11 protein-coding genes are annotated in these 17,175 nt (G+C 72.4%); 5 read left to right on the forward strand and 6 right to left on the reverse strand.

The features are described from left to right. Positions 1-269 precede the first annotated feature (269 nt). Positions 270-1,862 (forward strand): DNRLRE domain-containing protein, encoded by a 1,593-nt coding sequence (locus ACYUD3_RS10360; protein ID WP_470967071.1) that lies wholly within the window; start codon positions 270-272, stop codon positions 1,860-1,862. Then, positions 1,859-3,094 (forward strand): tetratricopeptide repeat protein, encoded by a 1,236-nt coding sequence (locus ACYUD3_RS10365; RefSeq protein ID WP_470967073.1) that lies wholly within the window; start codon positions 1,859-1,861, stop codon positions 3,092-3,094. Before ACYUD3_RS10360 ends, ACYUD3_RS10365 begins: the two co-directional genes overlap by 4 nt. A 1,184-nt stretch (positions 3,095-4,278) precedes the next feature. On the opposite strand, the gene ACYUD3_RS10370 is transcribed toward ACYUD3_RS10365, so the two are convergent. The 6 genes from ACYUD3_RS10370 to ACYUD3_RS10395 all read right to left on the reverse strand — a co-directional run bounded on the left by ACYUD3_RS10370 (position 4,279) and on the right by ACYUD3_RS10395 (position 11,589). Continuing rightward, the gene (locus ACYUD3_RS10370; RefSeq protein ID WP_470967418.1) at positions 4,279-6,945 is read right to left on the reverse strand and encodes a non-ribosomal peptide synthetase; all 2,667 of its coding nucleotides are present in this window, start codon (positions 6,943-6,945) and stop codon (positions 4,279-4,281) included. Between the two features lie 70 nt (positions 6,946-7,015). After that, complete coding sequence (locus ACYUD3_RS10375) at positions 7,016-7,840, reverse strand: SDR family oxidoreductase (RefSeq protein ID WP_470967076.1); 825 nt, start codon at positions 7,838-7,840, stop codon at positions 7,016-7,018. Positions 7,841-7,957: 117 nt separating this feature from the next. Then, positions 7,958-8,656 carry a thioesterase II family protein gene (locus ACYUD3_RS10380; RefSeq protein ID WP_470967078.1) on the reverse strand — a complete coding sequence of 233 codons (699 nt, stop codon included), beginning with the start codon at positions 8,654-8,656 and terminating at the stop codon, positions 7,958-7,960. Positions 8,657-8,668: 12 nt separating this feature from the next. Beyond that, positions 8,669-9,739, reverse strand: coding sequence for an LLM class F420-dependent oxidoreductase (locus tag ACYUD3_RS10385; RefSeq protein WP_470967421.1), 1,071 nt, complete (start codon positions 9,737-9,739; stop codon positions 8,669-8,671). 24 nt (positions 9,740-9,763) lie between these two features. Next, positions 9,764-10,618, reverse strand: a complete 855-nt coding sequence (locus ACYUD3_RS10390) for an ABC transporter permease (protein WP_470967081.1) — start codon at positions 10,616-10,618, stop codon at positions 9,764-9,766. Beyond that, positions 10,615-11,589, reverse strand: a complete 975-nt coding sequence (locus ACYUD3_RS10395; RefSeq protein ID WP_470967083.1) for an ABC transporter ATP-binding protein — start codon at positions 11,587-11,589, stop codon at positions 10,615-10,617. Before ACYUD3_RS10395 ends, ACYUD3_RS10390 begins: the two co-directional genes overlap by 4 nt. A gap of 183 nt (positions 11,590-11,772) precedes the next feature. Between ACYUD3_RS10395 and ACYUD3_RS10400 the strand changes: the two genes are divergently transcribed. From ACYUD3_RS10400 to ACYUD3_RS10410, 3 genes are read left to right on the forward strand one after another with little or no spacing between them, the layout of a single operon-like run. Next, complete coding sequence (locus tag ACYUD3_RS10400; protein WP_470967424.1) at positions 11,773-13,545, forward strand: fatty acyl-AMP ligase; 1,773 nt, start codon at positions 11,773-11,775, stop codon at positions 13,543-13,545. After that, positions 13,542-15,290, forward strand: coding sequence for an acyl-CoA dehydrogenase (locus ACYUD3_RS10405; protein ID WP_470967085.1), 1,749 nt, complete (start codon positions 13,542-13,544; stop codon positions 15,288-15,290). Before ACYUD3_RS10400 ends, ACYUD3_RS10405 begins: the two co-directional genes overlap by 4 nt. Beyond that, a complete protein-coding gene (locus tag ACYUD3_RS10410; RefSeq protein ID WP_470967088.1) occupies positions 15,287-17,086 on the forward strand; it encodes an acyl-CoA dehydrogenase in 1,800 nt (599 codons plus the stop codon). The genes ACYUD3_RS10405 and ACYUD3_RS10410 overlap by 4 nt, the downstream gene beginning before the upstream one ends. Positions 17,087-17,175 lie beyond the last annotated feature (89 nt).

The following is a 17,175-nucleotide window of genomic DNA, read 5'->3' on the forward strand; positions in this document are numbered from 1 at the left end:
ATCCGTTTCTCACCATTGAGCCGATATCCCATAAAGCCTTAGTCAAAGTCACACCCGCGGCGAAGGTACGACCAATCCCGGCCACACACCGCAACTGGGCGAAACATCCCCCTTTTTCCACCCCACCAAAGGCCCAGCCCCCGAACCACCACAGGCCCCCACCGGTCACCTTTACCCCCACTTGACACCACGCACAGCCACCCCAAAGTCCCCATGTAGCCAGACCGAGCCTTTTCGGCCGGTCCGGCTCCCGGACACGTGCGATAGGCATGGTGACCGCGACCGTCCTCGTGGCCGAAACCGCCCTCACCCTCGCCGGCACCGGCACAGCGGTGGCTCTCCCGGACGACTCCACGACCGCCGGCGTATCGACGACCCCTCACTACGGCGCGGCGGAGGCAGCGGACCCCACCTCCGCCCTCCTGACGGCCCGTCTACAGAACCGCAGGATCGAGGTCCTCTCGGAGCGCACGACGGACTCCACGACCTACGCGCTGCCGGACGGCAGCCTGCAAACCGAGGCGTACGCGGGTCCGGTCCGCGTGAAGCAGGACGGCACCTGGCACGCCATCGACACCGATCTCTCCGACACCGGCGAGAGCCTGGAACCCCAGGCAGCGGCGGCGGACATCGCGGTGTCGAACGGCGGTGACACCGCTCTCGCCTCGGTCACCAAGGGCAAGGAGTCCTTCGGCCTCGGCTGGACGGACAAGCTGCCCACCCCGACGGTGAAGGACGCGACCGCCTCCTACGACCTCGGCGGCGGCCAGACCCTCTCGGCGACCGCGCTCGCGCAGGGCTTCTCGGAGAACATCACGCTGGACAGCCGCCCGGCGGACAAGGCCGTCAGCTACCGCATCCCGCTGCACCTCAAGGGACTTGTCCTCGCGCAGGCCGACTCCGGCCACCTCCTCCTCAAGGATTCCGGCGGCACCCTCGTCGCCGAGGCGCCCGCGCCGATGATGTGGGACGCGAGCAAGGACCCCGCCTCCGGCGAGTCCGCGCACCAGCAGCAGGTGACGACGAAGGTCGAGACCGCCGGCGACGGCTCCCAGACCCTCGTCCTCACCCCGGACGCCGGCTTCCTCGACACGGCCGTCTACCCGGTGACCGTCGACCCGACCTCCACCCTCGCGGTCACCACCGACACCTGGGTGCAGACCCCGGACTACCCCGACTCCCAGGTCTCCTCGCAGGAGCTGAAGTCGGGTACGTACGACAGCGGCGGCGACACCGCCCGCGCCTACCTGAAGTTCGACGTCTCGAAGTTCGCCGGCACCCACATCACCGCCGCGACGATGAAGCTGTACAACTACTACTCCGCGACCTGCGCCACCACCGGCGCCGCGACCCAGGCCCGCCGGATCACCTCCACCTGGTCCTCCTCCTCGGTCACCTGGTCCGCCCAGCCGACGACGACCACGACCGGCATGGCCACCAACACCGGGCACTGGGGCTACTCCTCGTCCTGCCCGGCCGCCTGGTCGAACTGGAACATGCAGTCGATCGTGCAGGCCTGGGCCGACGGTTCCGCCAACTACGGCATCCAGCTGCGCGCGGCCACCGAGACCGACTCCACGACCTGGCGCCGTTTCCGCTCCGCGAACTACACGACCTCCGGGTACGCCCCGCAGCTGGTCGTCACCTACAACTCCTACCCGACGACGCCGGCTTCGGCCGCCGTGTCCCCGTCGGCCGTCAACACCTACAACGGCAAGCGGTACGTGACGTCGTACACCCCGACCCTGTCCGCGAAGGTCTCCGACCCCGACGGCTCGACCGTCCCTGCTGGAGGCGGCCCGGCTGGGGCCCCTCCCAGTTCGCCGCCGCGCTGCGGGACGTCGCGGCCGAACGGGGCGTGACCCTGGTCGTGCACCTCACCACGGTGCGCCGCTGGCTGGACGGCGCCCAGCCCCGGCCGCCCGTACCGGCCCTGATCCTGGAATGTCTCTCCCGTCGCCTGGGCAGGCGCATCACGACGCATGAGGCCGGCCTCACCCAAGCACCGGCCCCGCTCGTGGACCCTGCCTGGGAGGCCGATCCCCTGCGCAAACTCCTCCAGCTCGCCCGCGCCGAACTCGACCCGCACCGGCGGGCGTTGCTCGGTACGGGCGTCCTCACCGCGACCGCGCTCGCGCTGCCGCTCCAGGCCGCCGCCCCTGCGCCGCCCGCCGAGCCGGCGCGCCCCGGCCGCCGCGCCACGGAGAGCGACCTCGCCGAACTGCGGGCCATGACCTCGGTGTTCGCCGCTCTGGCCGACCAGCACGGCGGACTGCATGTGCGCAGCGCCCTCGCCGCCTACCTCGACCACGAGGTCGCGCCCCTCCTGCACCGCCCGGCCACCGCCCAGGTGCACCGCGACCTGCTGACCGCCACCGCCCAACTCGCCCTGCTGCTCGGCTCGATGTGCGCCGACAGCGCCCATCACGTCCTCGCCCAGCACTACCACCAGATCGCCGCCCGCCTCGCCGCCGACGCCGACGATCCCGCCACCCTCGCCATCGCGCTGCGCACCACCGCCGCCCATGCCCATGACCTCGGCCGGCACACCCCCGCGGCGCTGCACCTCGCCGAACAGGCCGACCAGTACGCGCTGAAGGCGCCGGCCGCCGTGCGCGCGTACACCCACATCCATCTCGCCGTGCAGCGCGCCCACGACGACCGGCACGCGGCCGTCGCCGCGCTCGTCCGCGCGGAACACCTCCATGCGGAGGGCGGTTCCGAGCCCGGCCCCTTCAGCAGCTATCCGGCGGGCGCCCTGCACTTCCAGCGGGCCCAGGCCCTCGCCACGCTGGGGGACCACGCCGGCGCCCTCAACGCGCTGACCGCTTCGTTACGTCTGCGCAGCCCCGCCGAACGGCTGCCCGCCGCACTCACCCGCGCGCGGCTCGCCGAGACCCACTTGCGCCTCGGCCACCTCGACGCCGCTGTCGCTCACTGGCAGACGCTGGTCGATGTCTACCCGGCGCTGCACTCCGCTCGGGCTGATCAGCGGCTGACGGCGGCGGTTCAGCATTTGCGGCCTTATCAGCGGCGGGGCGGGGTGGCGGATCTGCTTGGGCGGATCAGGGAGTTGGTGGGGGTGGGGCGGTGATTGGGGGTGTTGGGTGGGGGTGTCTGTGGGGTGGGGTGGTGGTGGGTTGTTCGTGGGGTGGGGTGGCGGTGGGTGGGGGGTGTTGGGCGGGGGGCGTCTGCGGCGTGGGGCGGTGGTGGGGCGTTCGTGGCGCGGGGCGGTGGTGGGTGGGTCGGTGGTGGGTCGTTCGTGGCGTGGGCCGGCGGCGGGTGGGGGGCGTCGGGCAGTGGGTCGTCTGCGGCGTGGGGCGACGGCTGGTCGTCCGTGGTGCAAGTCGGCGGCGGGTGGGTCGGTGGTGGGTGGGCCAGGGGGTGGTCGAACGGATCCTGCATGGCGGGATCGTCTCCGTCCGCGCGTGCGTGCCGGGGGCCGACACATCGGCCTCCGGCGCGCGCCACTCGACCAGCCCATGCGGGGTATGCCGTGGGCGTTTCGCGTTCCTTGCGCGGTGTCTGTCGGCGGGCGGCGGAGGATCTGGCGGGCTAGCGGGGCTGAGCCCGAAACCCAGCCCACGCGGCGTATGCCGTGGGCGTTTCGCGTCTTGCGCGGTGTCTGGCGACGGGGGCAGGCGGCAGGTAGTCGAGGATCTGCCGGGCGGCCCGGCTGGCGGGCTGAGCCGGGCGGCAGGCGGCAGGCGGCAGGCGGCAGGCGGCAGGCGGCCGAGGATCGCCGGGTTGCCCGGCTGGCGGGCTGAGCCCAGAGCCGGGCGGCGGACGGCGGACGGCGGACGGCGGACGGCGGACGGCGGACGGCGGAGGGTCTGCTGAGCTGGCGGGCTGAGCCGGGCAGCAGGCAGCAGGCAGCAGGCAGCAGGCAGCAGGCAGCAGGCAGCAGGCAGTCGAGGATCTGCCGGCTGGCGGGCTGAGCCCAGAGCCGGGCGGCGGGCGGCGGGCGGCGGGCGGCGGGCGGCGGGCGGCGGGCGGCGGGCGGCCGAGGATCGCCGGGCTGGCGGGCTGAGCCGGGCCGGCTTGCGGCTTGCGGCTTGCGGCTTGCGGCTTGCGGCTTGCGGCTTGCGGCTTGCGGCTTGCGGCTTGCGGCTTGCGGCTTGCGGCCGAGGATCTGCCGGGCGGGCAGGCCGAGTCCAAAGCCGGGCGGAGGCTGAGCCCGAAGGCCAGCCCCCGCCCGCCGAGGCAGAGCGTCAGCCGGCGGAGTTGAGCCCCGAGGTCAGCCCCCAGGGCTCCGGACCTCAGCCCCGCCCAGCCGTTTTACTCCCCTCGCAGCCCCGCGACCGTCCCTCTGATCGTCGGGTTGCGGTACAGCTCCCGCAGCCGTAGCGCCGGCAGCCCCTTCGCCCGCAGTGCCGCTCCCACCCGTACCGCGAAGAGGGAGTTGCCGCCAAGTTCGAAGAAGTCGTCGTCCACTCCGACGGGGACGCCGAGTATCTCGCTCCAGATGTGCTGGAGTTGGGTGGTGAGGTCGTCGTCCTCGGCGGCGGGCGGGGTTTCCGCCGGGCGGGGTGTTGTCGGTGCGGGGAGGCGGGTGGTGTCGAGTTTGCCGTTGACGGTCAGCGGGAGGGACTCCAGTGCGGTGACCGCGGCCGGAAGCATGTAGTCGGGCAGGATGCCGGCGGCCCGTTCCCGCACGGCGGTGGTGTCCCCGGCCGGTTCCAGGGTGACGTAGGCGTCGATGCGGGCGGTGGCCGCGTCGGCGGGGTCGTCTCGGCGGACGACGACCGCTGCCGCGCGGACCGCCGGATCCTCCAGGAGGACGTTGCGGATCTCGTCGAGTTCGATGCGGAAGCCTCGGATTTTGACCTGGCTGTCGATGCGGCCGAGGTGGTCGAGGCGGCCGTCGGGGCGCAGGCGGCCGAGGTCGCCGCTGCGGTAGAGGCGGCCGGGGGTGTGGGGGTCGGGGCGGAATTTCTGGGCGGTGAGGTCGGGGCGGCCGAGGTATTCGCGGGCGACTCCGGCGCCGCCGACGCAGATCTCGCCCGCGGCGCCGGGCGGGAGGAGGCGGCCCTGTTCGTCCATGACGTAGAGGTGCCAGCCGGGGAGAGCCGGGCCGACGGAGCGGGAGCCGGCGAGGGCCTGACCTCGGGTGAGGGTCTGCTCGGTGACGTGGACGGTCGTCTCCGTGATCCCGAACATGTTGACCATCCGGCAGGCGGGATGCCGGTCCAGCCAGGGCAGCAGCATCCGCGCGTCGAGGGGTTCGCCGCCGAAGAACACCGCCCGCACCCCCAGTCCGCGGTGGTCGGTGTCCAGGAGCTGGGCGAAGGCGGAGGGGGTCTGGCTGAGGACGGTCACCTTCTCGTTCGCGAGCAGGTCGCGGAAGGTCTCGGGTTCGCGGGAGACGAAGTAGGGGACGACGACGAGGCGTCCGCCGGTCAGGAGGCAGCCCCAGATCTCCCAGACGGAGAAGTCGAAGGCGGCGGAGTGGAACCAGGTCCACACGTCACTCCCGTCGAAGCCGTATTCGTCGCGGGTGGCGTCGATCAGGGCGAGGACGTTGCGGTGCGGGATCACGACGCCCTTGGGGCGGCCGGTGGAGCCGGAGGTGTAGATGACGTACGCGGGGTCGTCACCCGAAGGAGCTGGCAGAGTCAACTCGGCTGACTGCGCGCGGAGTTCGTCCGGGCTGACCGGTGTGCAGCGGGCGCCCTCCGGGAAGCGTGCCGTCCGGGTCACGACCACCGAGAGTCCCGCGTCCTGCCCGGTGTTCGAGATCCGCTCCGCCGGGTAGGCGGGGTCGATGGGGACGTAAGTGGCTCCGGCCTTCAGCACGGCCAGGAGTACGACGACCAGTTCCGTGGTCCGCTCCAGACAGACCCCCACCCGTTCCCCGGGCACGACCCCCCGCCGGACCAGACCACCGGCCAACTCCGAGGATCTGTCATCGAGTTGACGGTATGTCAGTCTCTCGCCGCTGTCGGTCAGCGCCTCCTGCTCCGGCGCCCGTTCGACGATCCGCGCGAAGGCGTCGACGATGCTGACGGCGCCGGAGCCGGACACGGTCCGTGCCGGCCGGCCGAGCGCGATCACCCGGTCCCGTTCCGCCGCGTCGAACAATTCGGCTTCGTCGAAGGCGAGTTGGGGCTGTCCGAGTATCTGCTCGTGCACGTGGGTGAGGTGCCGGACGAACTGGGCGGCGATCTCGGGGGCGACATGCCCGGCCAGGTGGTCGGCGCGCAGCTGCCGGCTCCCGTCCTGCGCGGGGAAGACGGAGAGGGTGAGCGGGAAGGGCGGGGCCAGGCAGGGGACGTACTCGGCGGCCCCGGGGTGCTCCTCGGCGGCGGTGAAGAGCAGGCCCGCCAGGACCGGACCCGTTGCCGGGGAGGGCTTCAACGCGCCCAGGGTGCCGGTGAGTTCGACCGTGTACGTGCCGTGGTCGGTGCCGATCAGGGGGGCGGTCGTGGGGTCGTAGCGGTGGAGGGTGACGGCCAGCGCGGCCAGCCAGCTCTGCTCGTCACCGGGACGGGCCAGGGTCTCGGTCACCGGGACGGGAGCGGCGGCCGGGTCGGCCAAACCCCAGGCGGGCGGCGGCTGGAACACGGGAGACACGGCCAACTCCCCCGGCACCCCCGGCTTCCCCGACCCCGGTACCCCAGCCGCCAGCTTCCCCGACCCCGGCTTTCCCGATCCAGGCTCCCCAGCCGCTGGCTTCCCCGACCCCGGCACCCCGGCCGCCAGCTCCCCAGCCCCCTCACCCACAGCACCCACAGCCAGCCCGGTCAGCGCCCCAAGATCCCACCCCCCACGCGGCCCGACCGCGATCAGATCAGCCTGGCCGTCGGCATAACGCAGAAGAACCCGCCGAACCCCCTCCCCCGGCCGGGCAAGCTCAGCGGCCCGCCGGCGGCCCGCCAGCGGATGCGTCGAAGGAACAGGCACCTCATCCACCCACACCCCCGACGGAAGCCCCCCGGACTCCACCCAGGGGACACGGACGGCATGGCAACGTGCGGCGAGCGACACGGTCAACTCCTAGAGAATCGTCAGGCGTTCAGCGGACGCTGAAGCCGCCGTCCACGGTCAGCGTCGACCCCGTCATCTGCCGGGACTCCTCCGACGCCAGGAACACCACCGCCTGCGCGATGTCCTCCGGCTCGATCAACGCGTTCATCGGCTGCGCCTCCACGAACGTCCTCTCGTGCTCATGCACCGGCACCTCCAACGCCCGCGCGATCTCCGCCAGCATCCGCCCCTCCACCGCCACGTCATCCCGCACCGAACCCGGACACACCGCGTTCACCCGCACCTTCGACGGCCCGTAATCCAGCGCGGCCGCCTTCGTCAGCCCCACCACCGCATGCTTCGCCGCCACATACCCCGCGAAATGCCGGTACCCCACCAGACCCGCCGTGGACGCCACATTCACGATGCTCCCCGACCGGCGCGCACACATCGCCTTCCCCACCTCACGGATCACCCGCCACGCCCCCGACAGATCCACATCGATCATCAGCTCCCACTCCTCCTCCCCGATCTCATGCACCGGCTTCCCCGAAGGCGCCGCGATCCCCGCGTTGTTGACCGCCACATCGATCCGCCCGAACCGCTCCACCGCCCGGACCACCGCCCCCCGCACAGCCGCCAGATCCCGGATGTCCGCCTCCACCACCAGCACCGCCGCCCCCGCCTCCCGGCACAGCACGGCCGTATGCTCCAACTGCCCCCGCGTACCCAGCGGATACGGCACCCCCGGCAGATCAGAACAGATGTCCAGCAACACCAGATCCGCCCCCTCCCGCGCACACGCCACCGCGATCGCCCGCCCCAACCCCCGCGCAGCACCCGTCACCAGCACCGACTTACCGTCAAGCCGCATCAGAAACCCCCCTGGAAGAAAAGGACTTCACCACTCGCTCCCCATCAACTCGCCGCTTCACCGCTCGCTCCCCGCCAACTCGGCGCTTCACCGCTCGCTCCCGCTCAACTCGCCCCTTCACAGCACAGTCGCCGAGATCAGCCGCACCAGCGCCGGTGCCGCGTCGGTCAGGTACATATGGCCGCCGGGCACCTCGACGTGCTCGAAGTCCCGTCCGGCGACCTTGCTCCAGCCCTCGGCGTCGTCGTAGCTGACGAGGTCGTCGTCCTCGCCGCGCACCACGGTCAGCGGGGCGTCCAGCGGGAGGTCGGTGCTCGGGGTGTACGCCTCGTGCATCTCGACGTCGGCGCGCAGGGCGGGGAGGATCATCTCGCGCATCTCGGGGTCGTCGAGGGCGGGGTGGTGGTAGCCCGCGAACTCGCCGACGCGAGACAGGAATTGATCGTCCGTCAGGCCGGTGGCGTGCTGTTCGCGGCCGCTGGCGGGTTCGGGGGAGCCGCTCACGAAGAGGTGGACGAGTTCGAACTCGGGGCGGGCCACGAGGCGGTGGGCGAGTTCGTAGGCGAGGACCGCGCCGAGGCTGTGCCCGAAGACGGCCACTTTGCCGCCGGTGCCGTCGAGTTGGGCGAGGAGTCCGTCGACGGCCTGCTGGGCGTCGGTGTAGGGGTCCTCGTCGATGAGGCGTTCGCGGCCCGGGAGCTGGAGCGGGACGATCTCCAGTCCGTCGCCGGCGAGGGCGGTCCAGGGGCGGTAGAAGGAGGCGCCGGCGCCCGCGTAGGGGAGGCAGATCAGGCGGGTGGGGGTGTCGTCGGTCATCGTGGGGGCTCCTTAAAGCGAGGGATCAGCGAGTACTCCGGCCGACTCGGCCGCCTCCCGCGCCGTGCGCAAGGCTTCGGCGGCGCGGTCGGGGCCGGGCAGGCCGGGGCCTACGGGCAGGACGTTGAGGGTGGTGACGCCCGCTTCGGCGTACGCGGCGATGCGGTCGGCGATGCGCTCGCGCGGGCCGAGCAGCGCGATGGCGTCGAGGAATTCGAGCGGGACGGCGGCCATGGCGCCCGCGAAGTCGCCGCCGAGGAAGCGGTCTTGGACGGCGCGGGCCTGTGCGCCGTAGCCCATGCGTTCGGCGAGCTGGGTGTAGTGGTTGTCGTCGCGTCCGCCCATGCCGCCGAGGTAGAGGGCGGCGTAGCCGCGGACGCGGCGGGCGCAGGTCTGCCAGTCGCGGCCGGTGACGAGGGGGACGGTCGGGGCGACGTCGAAGTCGTCGAGGGTGCGCCCCGATTTCGCCAACCCGGCGCGCAGGTGGGCGAGTTGCTTCTCGGCGTGGTCGGGGGTGAGGAACACCGGGAGCCAGCCGTCGGCGATCTCGCCGGCGAGTTCGAGGTTCTTGGGGCCGAGGGCGGCGAGGTAGACGGGGAGGTGTTCGCGCGGCGGGCGGATGGTGAGGGCGAGCGCTTTGCCGGGGCCGTCGGGGAGCGGGAGCGTGAAGTGTCTCCCCTGGTGTTCGAGGGGTTCGCGGCGCAGGGCCTGGCGGACGAGGCCGACGTACTCGCGGGTGCGGCCGAGGGGCGCGGTGAACCGTACGCCGTGCCAGCCTTCGGAGACCTGGGGTCCGGAGACGCCGAGGCCCAGGCGCAGGCGGCCGGCCGAGAGGGTGTCGAGGGTGGCGGCCGTCATGGCGGTCATGGCGGGGGTGCGGGCCGGGATCTGGAGGACGGCGCTGCCGACGTCGATGCGGGAGGTGCGGGCGGCGAGGTACGACAGGACGGTGACGGCGTCGGAGCCGTACGCCTCGGAGACCCAGACGCAGGCGTAGCCGAGTTCTTCGGCGAGGGTGGCCAGGGGGAGGTTGCTCGCGTCGTTGTTGCCGGCCCAGTAGGCGAGGTTGAGGCCGAGCCGCAGTTTGTTCATGGGGGTTCCTGTTTCTCAGCGGCTCGTGCGGGTGCGGTAGCGCCAGGTGGACAGGGCGGTGAAGACGGCGATCATCAGCAGGGAGGCGGCGACGGTGTAGAGGACGGGGTGGCTCGCGGGCCAGGCGTGCTGGAGGTGGAAGCCGGGCGGGGGCTGGTTGCCGAAGAGGTGGCGCAGGGCGTTGGCGACGGAGGTGATCGGGTTCCAGGCGGCGATGGTGGCGAGCGGTCCGGGGAGGGTGGCGCCGGAGACGAAGCCGGAGGAGATGAAGGTGGCCGGGAACAGCCAGATCAGGCCGAGTCCGGCGGCGACCTGCACGTTGGGGGCGATGAGGCTGACGAAGACGCCGACCCAGGACATGGCGAAGGAGAACAGCAGGACAAGGCCGTATCCGGCGGCGGCGCCGAGGACCCCGGTGTGCGGGCGCCAGCCCATCAGCAGTCCGCACAGGCTGGTGACGCCGATGCTGACGGCGGAGGTGGCGAGGTCGGAGACGGTCCGGCCGAGGAGCAGCGCGACGCGGGAGACCGGCAGGGCGCGGAACCGGTCGACCATGCCCTGTTCGAGGTCCCGGGCGAGGCCGACGGTGGTGTACGTGGTGGTGAACGCGCCGGTCTGGGCGATGAGTCCGGCGACCATGTACTCCCGGTAGGCGCCGCCGCCGAGGCTGTTGCCGAAGACGTAGCCGATGAGCAGGGCGTAGACGACGGGTTCGACGAGGGAGGAGACCAGCAGGCCGGGGCTGCGGCGCAGGTGGATGAGGTTGCGGGTGGCGAGGGCCGCGCTCTCTATGACGGCGCCGACGAGCGGGGGGCGGCGGACGGCGAACGGCTGCGGGCGGTCGGGGCGCCGCACGGTGTACGTGCTCAACTGGCCATCTCCTGGGGTGTCTTGCGGCGCCCTTTCGAGGTCAGCGCGAGGAACACGTCGTCGAGGGTGGAGCGGCTGAGTCCGATCTCCAGGACCTCGACGCCTTCGGTCTCCAGCGCGGTCAGGGCGCGGGCGAGGGCGGCCTGGCCGTCGGTGACGACGGCTTCGACGCGGCGGGCGCGGCGGTCGGCCTCGGCGGGGGTGCCGGTGGCGCGGGTCACGGCCGCTGCGGCGGCGTCGAGTTGGGTGTCGTCGGCGACGTGGAGGACGATGCGGCGTCCGGCGGCGGCCTTGAGTCCGTCGCTGGTGCCCTCGGCGATGACCTCGCCCCGGTCGATGACGGTGATGCGGTCGGCGAGCCGGTCGGCCTCTTCGAGGTACTGGGTGGTGAGCAGCACGGTGGTGCCGCCGGCGGCGAGTTCGGCGACCGCGTCCCAGGTGTCGAGGCGGCTCTCGGGGTCGAGTCCGGTGGTGGGTTCGTCGAGGACGACGAGGGGCGGGGCGCCGACGAGGGCGGCGGCGAGGTCGAGTCTGCGGCGCATCCCGCCGGAGTAGGTGCCGGCCGGGCGGGCGGCGGCGCTTTCCAGTCGGAAACGGGCCAGCAATTCATCGGCTGTTCGACGGGCCGTACGCCGGCTCGCGCCGCGCAGCCGGGCGACGAGAAACAGGTTTTCCTGACCGGTCAGCATTCCGTCGACCGTTGAATACTGGCCGGCCATCCCGATCGTGGAGCGGACCTTTTCGGGTTCCGCCACCAGATTGAACCCGTTTACCTGCGCGCCACCTGAATCTGGTCGGAGAAGTGTCGTGAGAATCCTCACCAGCGTGGTCTTACCTGCCCCATTTGGCCCCAATAGTCCTCTTACCTCACCCGCCTCGATCTCCAGATCCACCCCGTTCAGCGCCCGATTGCCGCGGAAGTTCTTGTATATGCCCTGCATAAGGACGGCCGACGCCGTAGGGGCAGGCATGACTCACCAACTCGCTGCTCACAGGGGGTTTTCTCTCGACGAAGATCGTTTATACGCCGCCTGGAACCCGTCCGCATCCCAATGATGTTTCAAGATCTTTTGACTTTACGTTGACCTCGCGATGGGCGCTTCTTGATAGTTAAGCTCTTTACCCGGCGTACGGTCGACGACGTGCGAGAACTGATGACGTCACTCCGGGAACGAGTAGCTCGCGACCCGAGCGAAACAGCCGCAATCTTTGTATCCGGTTCCACCGAACTCCGTTCTTCGAATATCAGCTACGCCGATCTGGACCTGCATTCCCGGCGTATCGCGTCGTGGCTCCAGGAGCGCTACACGCCCGGTGAGCGAGTACTCCTCGTCTACTCGCCGGGACTTGAGTTCGTGACCGCCTTTTTCGCCTGTGCGTACGCCGGGCTCATCGCGGTCCCCGCGCCGGTACCGGCCCGCTCCGGCCACCAGCACCGCCGGCTCGCCGCGATCGCCCGCGACGCCGGCGTACGCGTCCTGCTCACCCAGGAGGACGACCGGCAGACCATGGAGAAGTGGGCCGCCGAGGCCGGGGTCCCGGGGCTGCTGCTGCACTGCACCGACCGCACCGACAGCGCTGCGGGCGACCCCGCCGCCTGGACCGCGCCCGCGCTCACGCCGGACTCGATCGCGCTGCTCCAGTACACCTCCGGCTCGACCGGGGACCCCAAGGGCGTGATGGTCAGCCACGGCAACCTCACCCTCAACGGCGAGCGCATCGCCACCGCCCTACGCCTGGACTCCGCGTCCCGGTACGGCGGTTGGATCCCGCTCTACCACGACATGGGCCTCATCGGAGTGATGCTCCCCGGCATCCTCCTGGGCCGCGGCTACGCCCAGCTGGACTCCCTGACCTTCCTGCGCAACCCCTTCCAGTGGCTGCGCATGATGGACGACCTCGACATCCAGATGACGGCGTCGCCGGACTTCGGCTACGACATCTGCGTCCGCCGCGCCACCGACGAGCAGCTGGCCACGCTCGACCTCTCCCGGCTGCGCGCCGCCGTCAACGGCTCCGAACCGGTCCGCGCGGCCACCCTGGAACGCTTCCAGCAGCGCTTCGGCCCGGCCGGGTTCAAGCCTGAGGCGATGGTCCCCATGTACGGGCTCGCCGAGGCCACCCTGATGGCCTCCGGCACCGGCGGACGCGCCCCGCTGAACCTCTCCGTCGGCGTCGACGCCCTGGAGCGCGGCTTCCTCACCCCGGCCGCCGGCGACGAGGAGGCGCGGCTGCTCACCGGCTGCGGCACCGACAGCGGCGCCGAGGCGATCGTCGTCGACCCCGCGACCCACGAGGTGCTGCCCGACGGGCGGATCGGCGAGATCTGGCTCGGCGGCCCCTGTGTCGCGCACGGCTACTGGGGCAACGAGGCCGCCACCGAGGAGGCGTTCGGCGCCCTTACCGCCGACGGGCGCGGCCCGTTCCTGCGCAGCGGCGACCTCGGCGGCTGGTACGAGGGCGACCTGTTCGTCACCGGGCGCCGCAAGGACGTCCTGATCGTCCGGGGCCGCAACCTCTACCCGCACGACATCGAGGACGAACTGCGCGAGCGGCACGAGGAGTTGGACGGGCTGCTGGGCGCGGTGTTCACGGTCGGCGGCGACGACGTCGACACCGAGCCCGTCGTCATCGTCGTCCACGAGACCCGTGAACAGCCCGGCTCCGCGGGGGTGGTGGCGCTCGCGGCGGCCGTGAAGCAGTCCACGGCACGGGAGTTCGGGGTGGCCGTCGGCGCCGTCGCGCTGATCAGGCCGCGTTCGGTGCGCCGCACCACCAGCGGCAAGATCCAGCGCCGCGCGATGCGCGAGCTCTACCTCACCGAGCAGCTCGACCCGGTCCTGCTCAGCGAGGACCCGCAGCTCACCGAGGCCCTGACCCGGCACCGGGCCGCCCGCGCCGAGCAGCGGGAGGAGGAGAGCCGATGACCACCGCGACCGCGCCCGCCGCGTTCGACGCCCTGCTCACCGCCCACGAGGCCAACGCCTTCGCGCCTGCCCGACTCGCCGCGCACGACGAGCGCGAGGAGTTCCCGGGGCCCGCGGTCCACGCCCTCGACGCGGCCGGGCTGACCGATCACTACGTCCTGCCCGGCGCCGAACTCCCCACCACCGTAGGGATGTTGCGCGCGGTCGCCCGCCGCGACCTGACCGTGGCCATCGCGCACGGCAAGACCTTCCTCGGCTCGGTCCCGGTCTGGCTCGCCGGCACCCCCGAGCAGACGGCCGCCCTCGCGGAGCGGGTACACGCCGGGGACCCGGTGTGCTGGGGGCTCACCGAGCGGGGGCATGGGGCGGATCTGCTGGCGGGGGAGCTGAGCGCCGTGCCTGAGGGCAACGGGCTTGCGGGCGGCGGCAGTTCGGACGGGATCGCCGACGCGGACGGCGGCAGCGGCGGCCTTGACGGGATCGCGGACGGCGGCTGGCGGCTCAACGGGGAGAAGTGGCTCATCAACAACGCCACCCGCTCCGGCCTGGCCTGTGTCCTCGCCCGCACCGACCCGGCCGGCGGCGCCCGCGGCTTCAGCCTCTTCCTCGTCGACAAGAAGCAGTTGCAGCCCGGGAGTTGGCGGGATCTGCCGAAGGTCCGCACCCACGGCATCCGGGGCGCCGACATCAGCGGCTTCGCCCTCGACGGCGCCCGCGTCGGCGCCGGCGCGCTGATCGGCGAGGTGGGCGGCGGACTGCCCGTCGTCCTCAAGTCGCTCCAGCTCACCCGCACCGCGTGCGCGTCGCTCTCGCTGGGCGCCGCCGATCACGCGCTGCGCCTGGCAAGGGAGTTCGCGACCGGCCGCGAGCTGTACGGGCGCCGGCTGTCGGCCGTCCCGCACGTGCGGCGGGCGCTCGGCAGGGCAGCGGCGGCGGCGCTGGTCGCGGAGGCCGTCACCGTCCTCGCCACCCGCTCGGCGCACGCCCTGCCCGGCGAGCTGAGCGTCGTCTCCGCGCTGACCAAGGCGTACGTGCCCGCGCTCACCCAGCGCACGCTGGCCGGGATCGGTGAACTCCTCGGCGTACGGGGCTTTCTCACCTCCCCGCCCGGCGGCGGCTTCGCCAAGCTGGAGCGCGACCATCGCATCGTCGGCATCTTCGACGGCAGCACGGCCGTCAACCGGGCCGCGCTCCTCAATCAACTCCCGCGTCTGGGACGCCAGTTGAAGAAGCGCAAGGTGGACACGGAGGGGCTGCGGACCGCCGCCGACCTGAGCGCCGGCCTGCCGCCCTTCGACCGGGAGCGCCTCGCGCTGCTGTCCGTCGGCGGGTGCAGCGCGGTCCAGGCCCTGCCCGCGGCGGCCGAGGAGGCGGGCCCCGCGCTCACCGGCCGGCTGCGCGAACGCCTTGAGCAACTGGCCGTCGACGCCGCCGAGTTCGTCCCGGTGGCCGGCGGACTCCCCAGCTCCGCCTTCACGTTGGCGGAACGCTACGAACGGGCCTACGCGAACGCCGCCTGCCTCCTGCTCTGGCAGCACAACCCGGCCCTGCGCGAAGGCACCCTGGGCACCGACGCCCTGTGGCTGCGCGCCTGCCTGGCCCTGCTGGCCGAAGCCGAGCCCGACACCGGGCCCGACGCCGAACTCGACGCCGGGACCGCCGACTTCGAGGTCTACGACGCCCTCGCCACCGTCCTCCTCGACCGCACCGCACCCGAGTTCAGCCTCCTGGGGGGCCTCGCGTGACTCACGCACCGCACGACACCGCCGAACGGGACATCACCCGGCAGCACCCCGCCGGACCGGACGCGCCCCCTCAGGAGACCCCTGACGACCACGGCCTCTCCCCCGCCCGGGCCGACACCCTGGACCGGCTCCTCGGCGCCCTGGACAACGATGCCAACCCCACCGGCGCCGCCGCGATCCTCGCCGCCGACGAACGCGCGGAGATGCTGGCGGCCGGTGAGGACACGCTCCACGCGTACGGCCTGAACGCGGAGTTCGTGCCGCAGGCGCTCGGCGGCCGGCTCGCCCGCGCCGACCACCTGGTCGAGGTCATGCGCTCGGTGTACCGCCGCGACCCCGCGCTGGGCCTCGGCCACGGCGCCAGCTCGCTCATCGCGGGCGTCACCATCTGGACGGCAGGCGACAAGGGGCAGACCGCGCACGCGGCAAAGACGCTGCTGGCGGGACGGCGGATCGCGATCGCGTTCCACGAGCTGGCGCACGGCAACGACATGGCGGGGACGGAGTTCGCGGCCGAACCCGTCCGATTCCCCTGCCCCGACACCGACTTCCTCCTCACCGGCCGCAAAGAGGTCGTCACCAACATCTCCCGCGCCGACGCCCTCGTCGTCCTCGCCCGTAACGACCCCCGCCCCGGCCCCCGCAGCCACTCCCTGCTCCTCGTGGACCGCACCGACTCCGACCGGGCGAAGGTCACCGACCTCCCCCGGTTCGGCACCGTCGGTATGCGCGGCGTCCAGCTCGGCGGGCTCGTCTTCGATCGGCTGCCGGTGGCCGCGAGGGCGGTGCTCGGTCCCACCGGGTCGGGGCTGGAGAGCGCGCTCAAGGCGCTCCAGACCACGCGTACCGTCCTGCCCGCCATGATGACCGGCATCCTGGACACCGGACTGCGCATCGCCGTACGGCACTTGACGCGGCGTCAGCTGTACGAGGCGACGGCGATGGACATCCCGCACGTCCGCTCGACGCTGGCCGGTGTCTTCGCCGACCTGCTGCGCGCGGAGGCGCTGTCGGCGGTCGGGGCCCGCGCGCTGCACCTCGTCCCGCAGGCGGCGAGCGTGTACGCGTCGGCGGTGAAGTTCGAGGTGTCGAAGCTGCTGCTGGACGCGATGGACCGGCTGGCCGAGCTGCTGGGCGCGCACTTCTATCTCCGCGAGGGGCCGACGGGGCTGTTCCAGAAGCTGCTGCGCGACCTCGCGCCGGTCGGCTTCGGCCATATCGCGCGCGCCGCCTGCCAGATGAGCCTGCTGCCCCAACTCCCTTTGCTGGGCCGCAGATCGTGGGCCAAGCCGGGCGGTACGGCCGAGGCTCCGGCCGAACTGTTCGCGCTGGACGCCGGCTTGCCGCCGCTGCCGTTCGACCGGCTCGCCCTGCACGCCGTCGGCCGCGACCCCATCGGCGCCTCGCTGCACGCGCTGGCCGACGCGGACCTGGACGTGTCCGACCTGCGTGACGCGGCCCGCGCCGACTCCCTCCGGCTGGCCCGACTGGGCGCCCGCTGCGCCGAGTTGTCCCCGGTCGAGCTGGGCGTGGACGCCCGCCCCGGCCACTACGACCTCGTCGCCCGCTACACCCGCCTCCTCGGCCGCACCGCCTGTCTCCAGGTCTGGCGCCACGCCGTCCCCGGCACGTTCCTCGCCGACCCCGCCTGGGCCAGGGCCGCCCTGCACCGCACGTCCGGCGCCCACCCCGGCCCGCTGCCGGACCCGGTGGAGGAAGCGCTCCTCGCCGAACTGACGGCACGTCACATCGACGGCCGCTCCTACGGTCTGACCGGCAGGCCGCTCGCGCTGTGACCGCACGGCACCTTCGGGAGCCATGAGCCGGACCGCCTCAAAAACACCCGCCTTTCTTCCTCTCGCGCATCGCCACGCGCACCCCTTTT

The organism is Streptomyces sp. AMJ-169 (genome assembly GCF_055597585.1).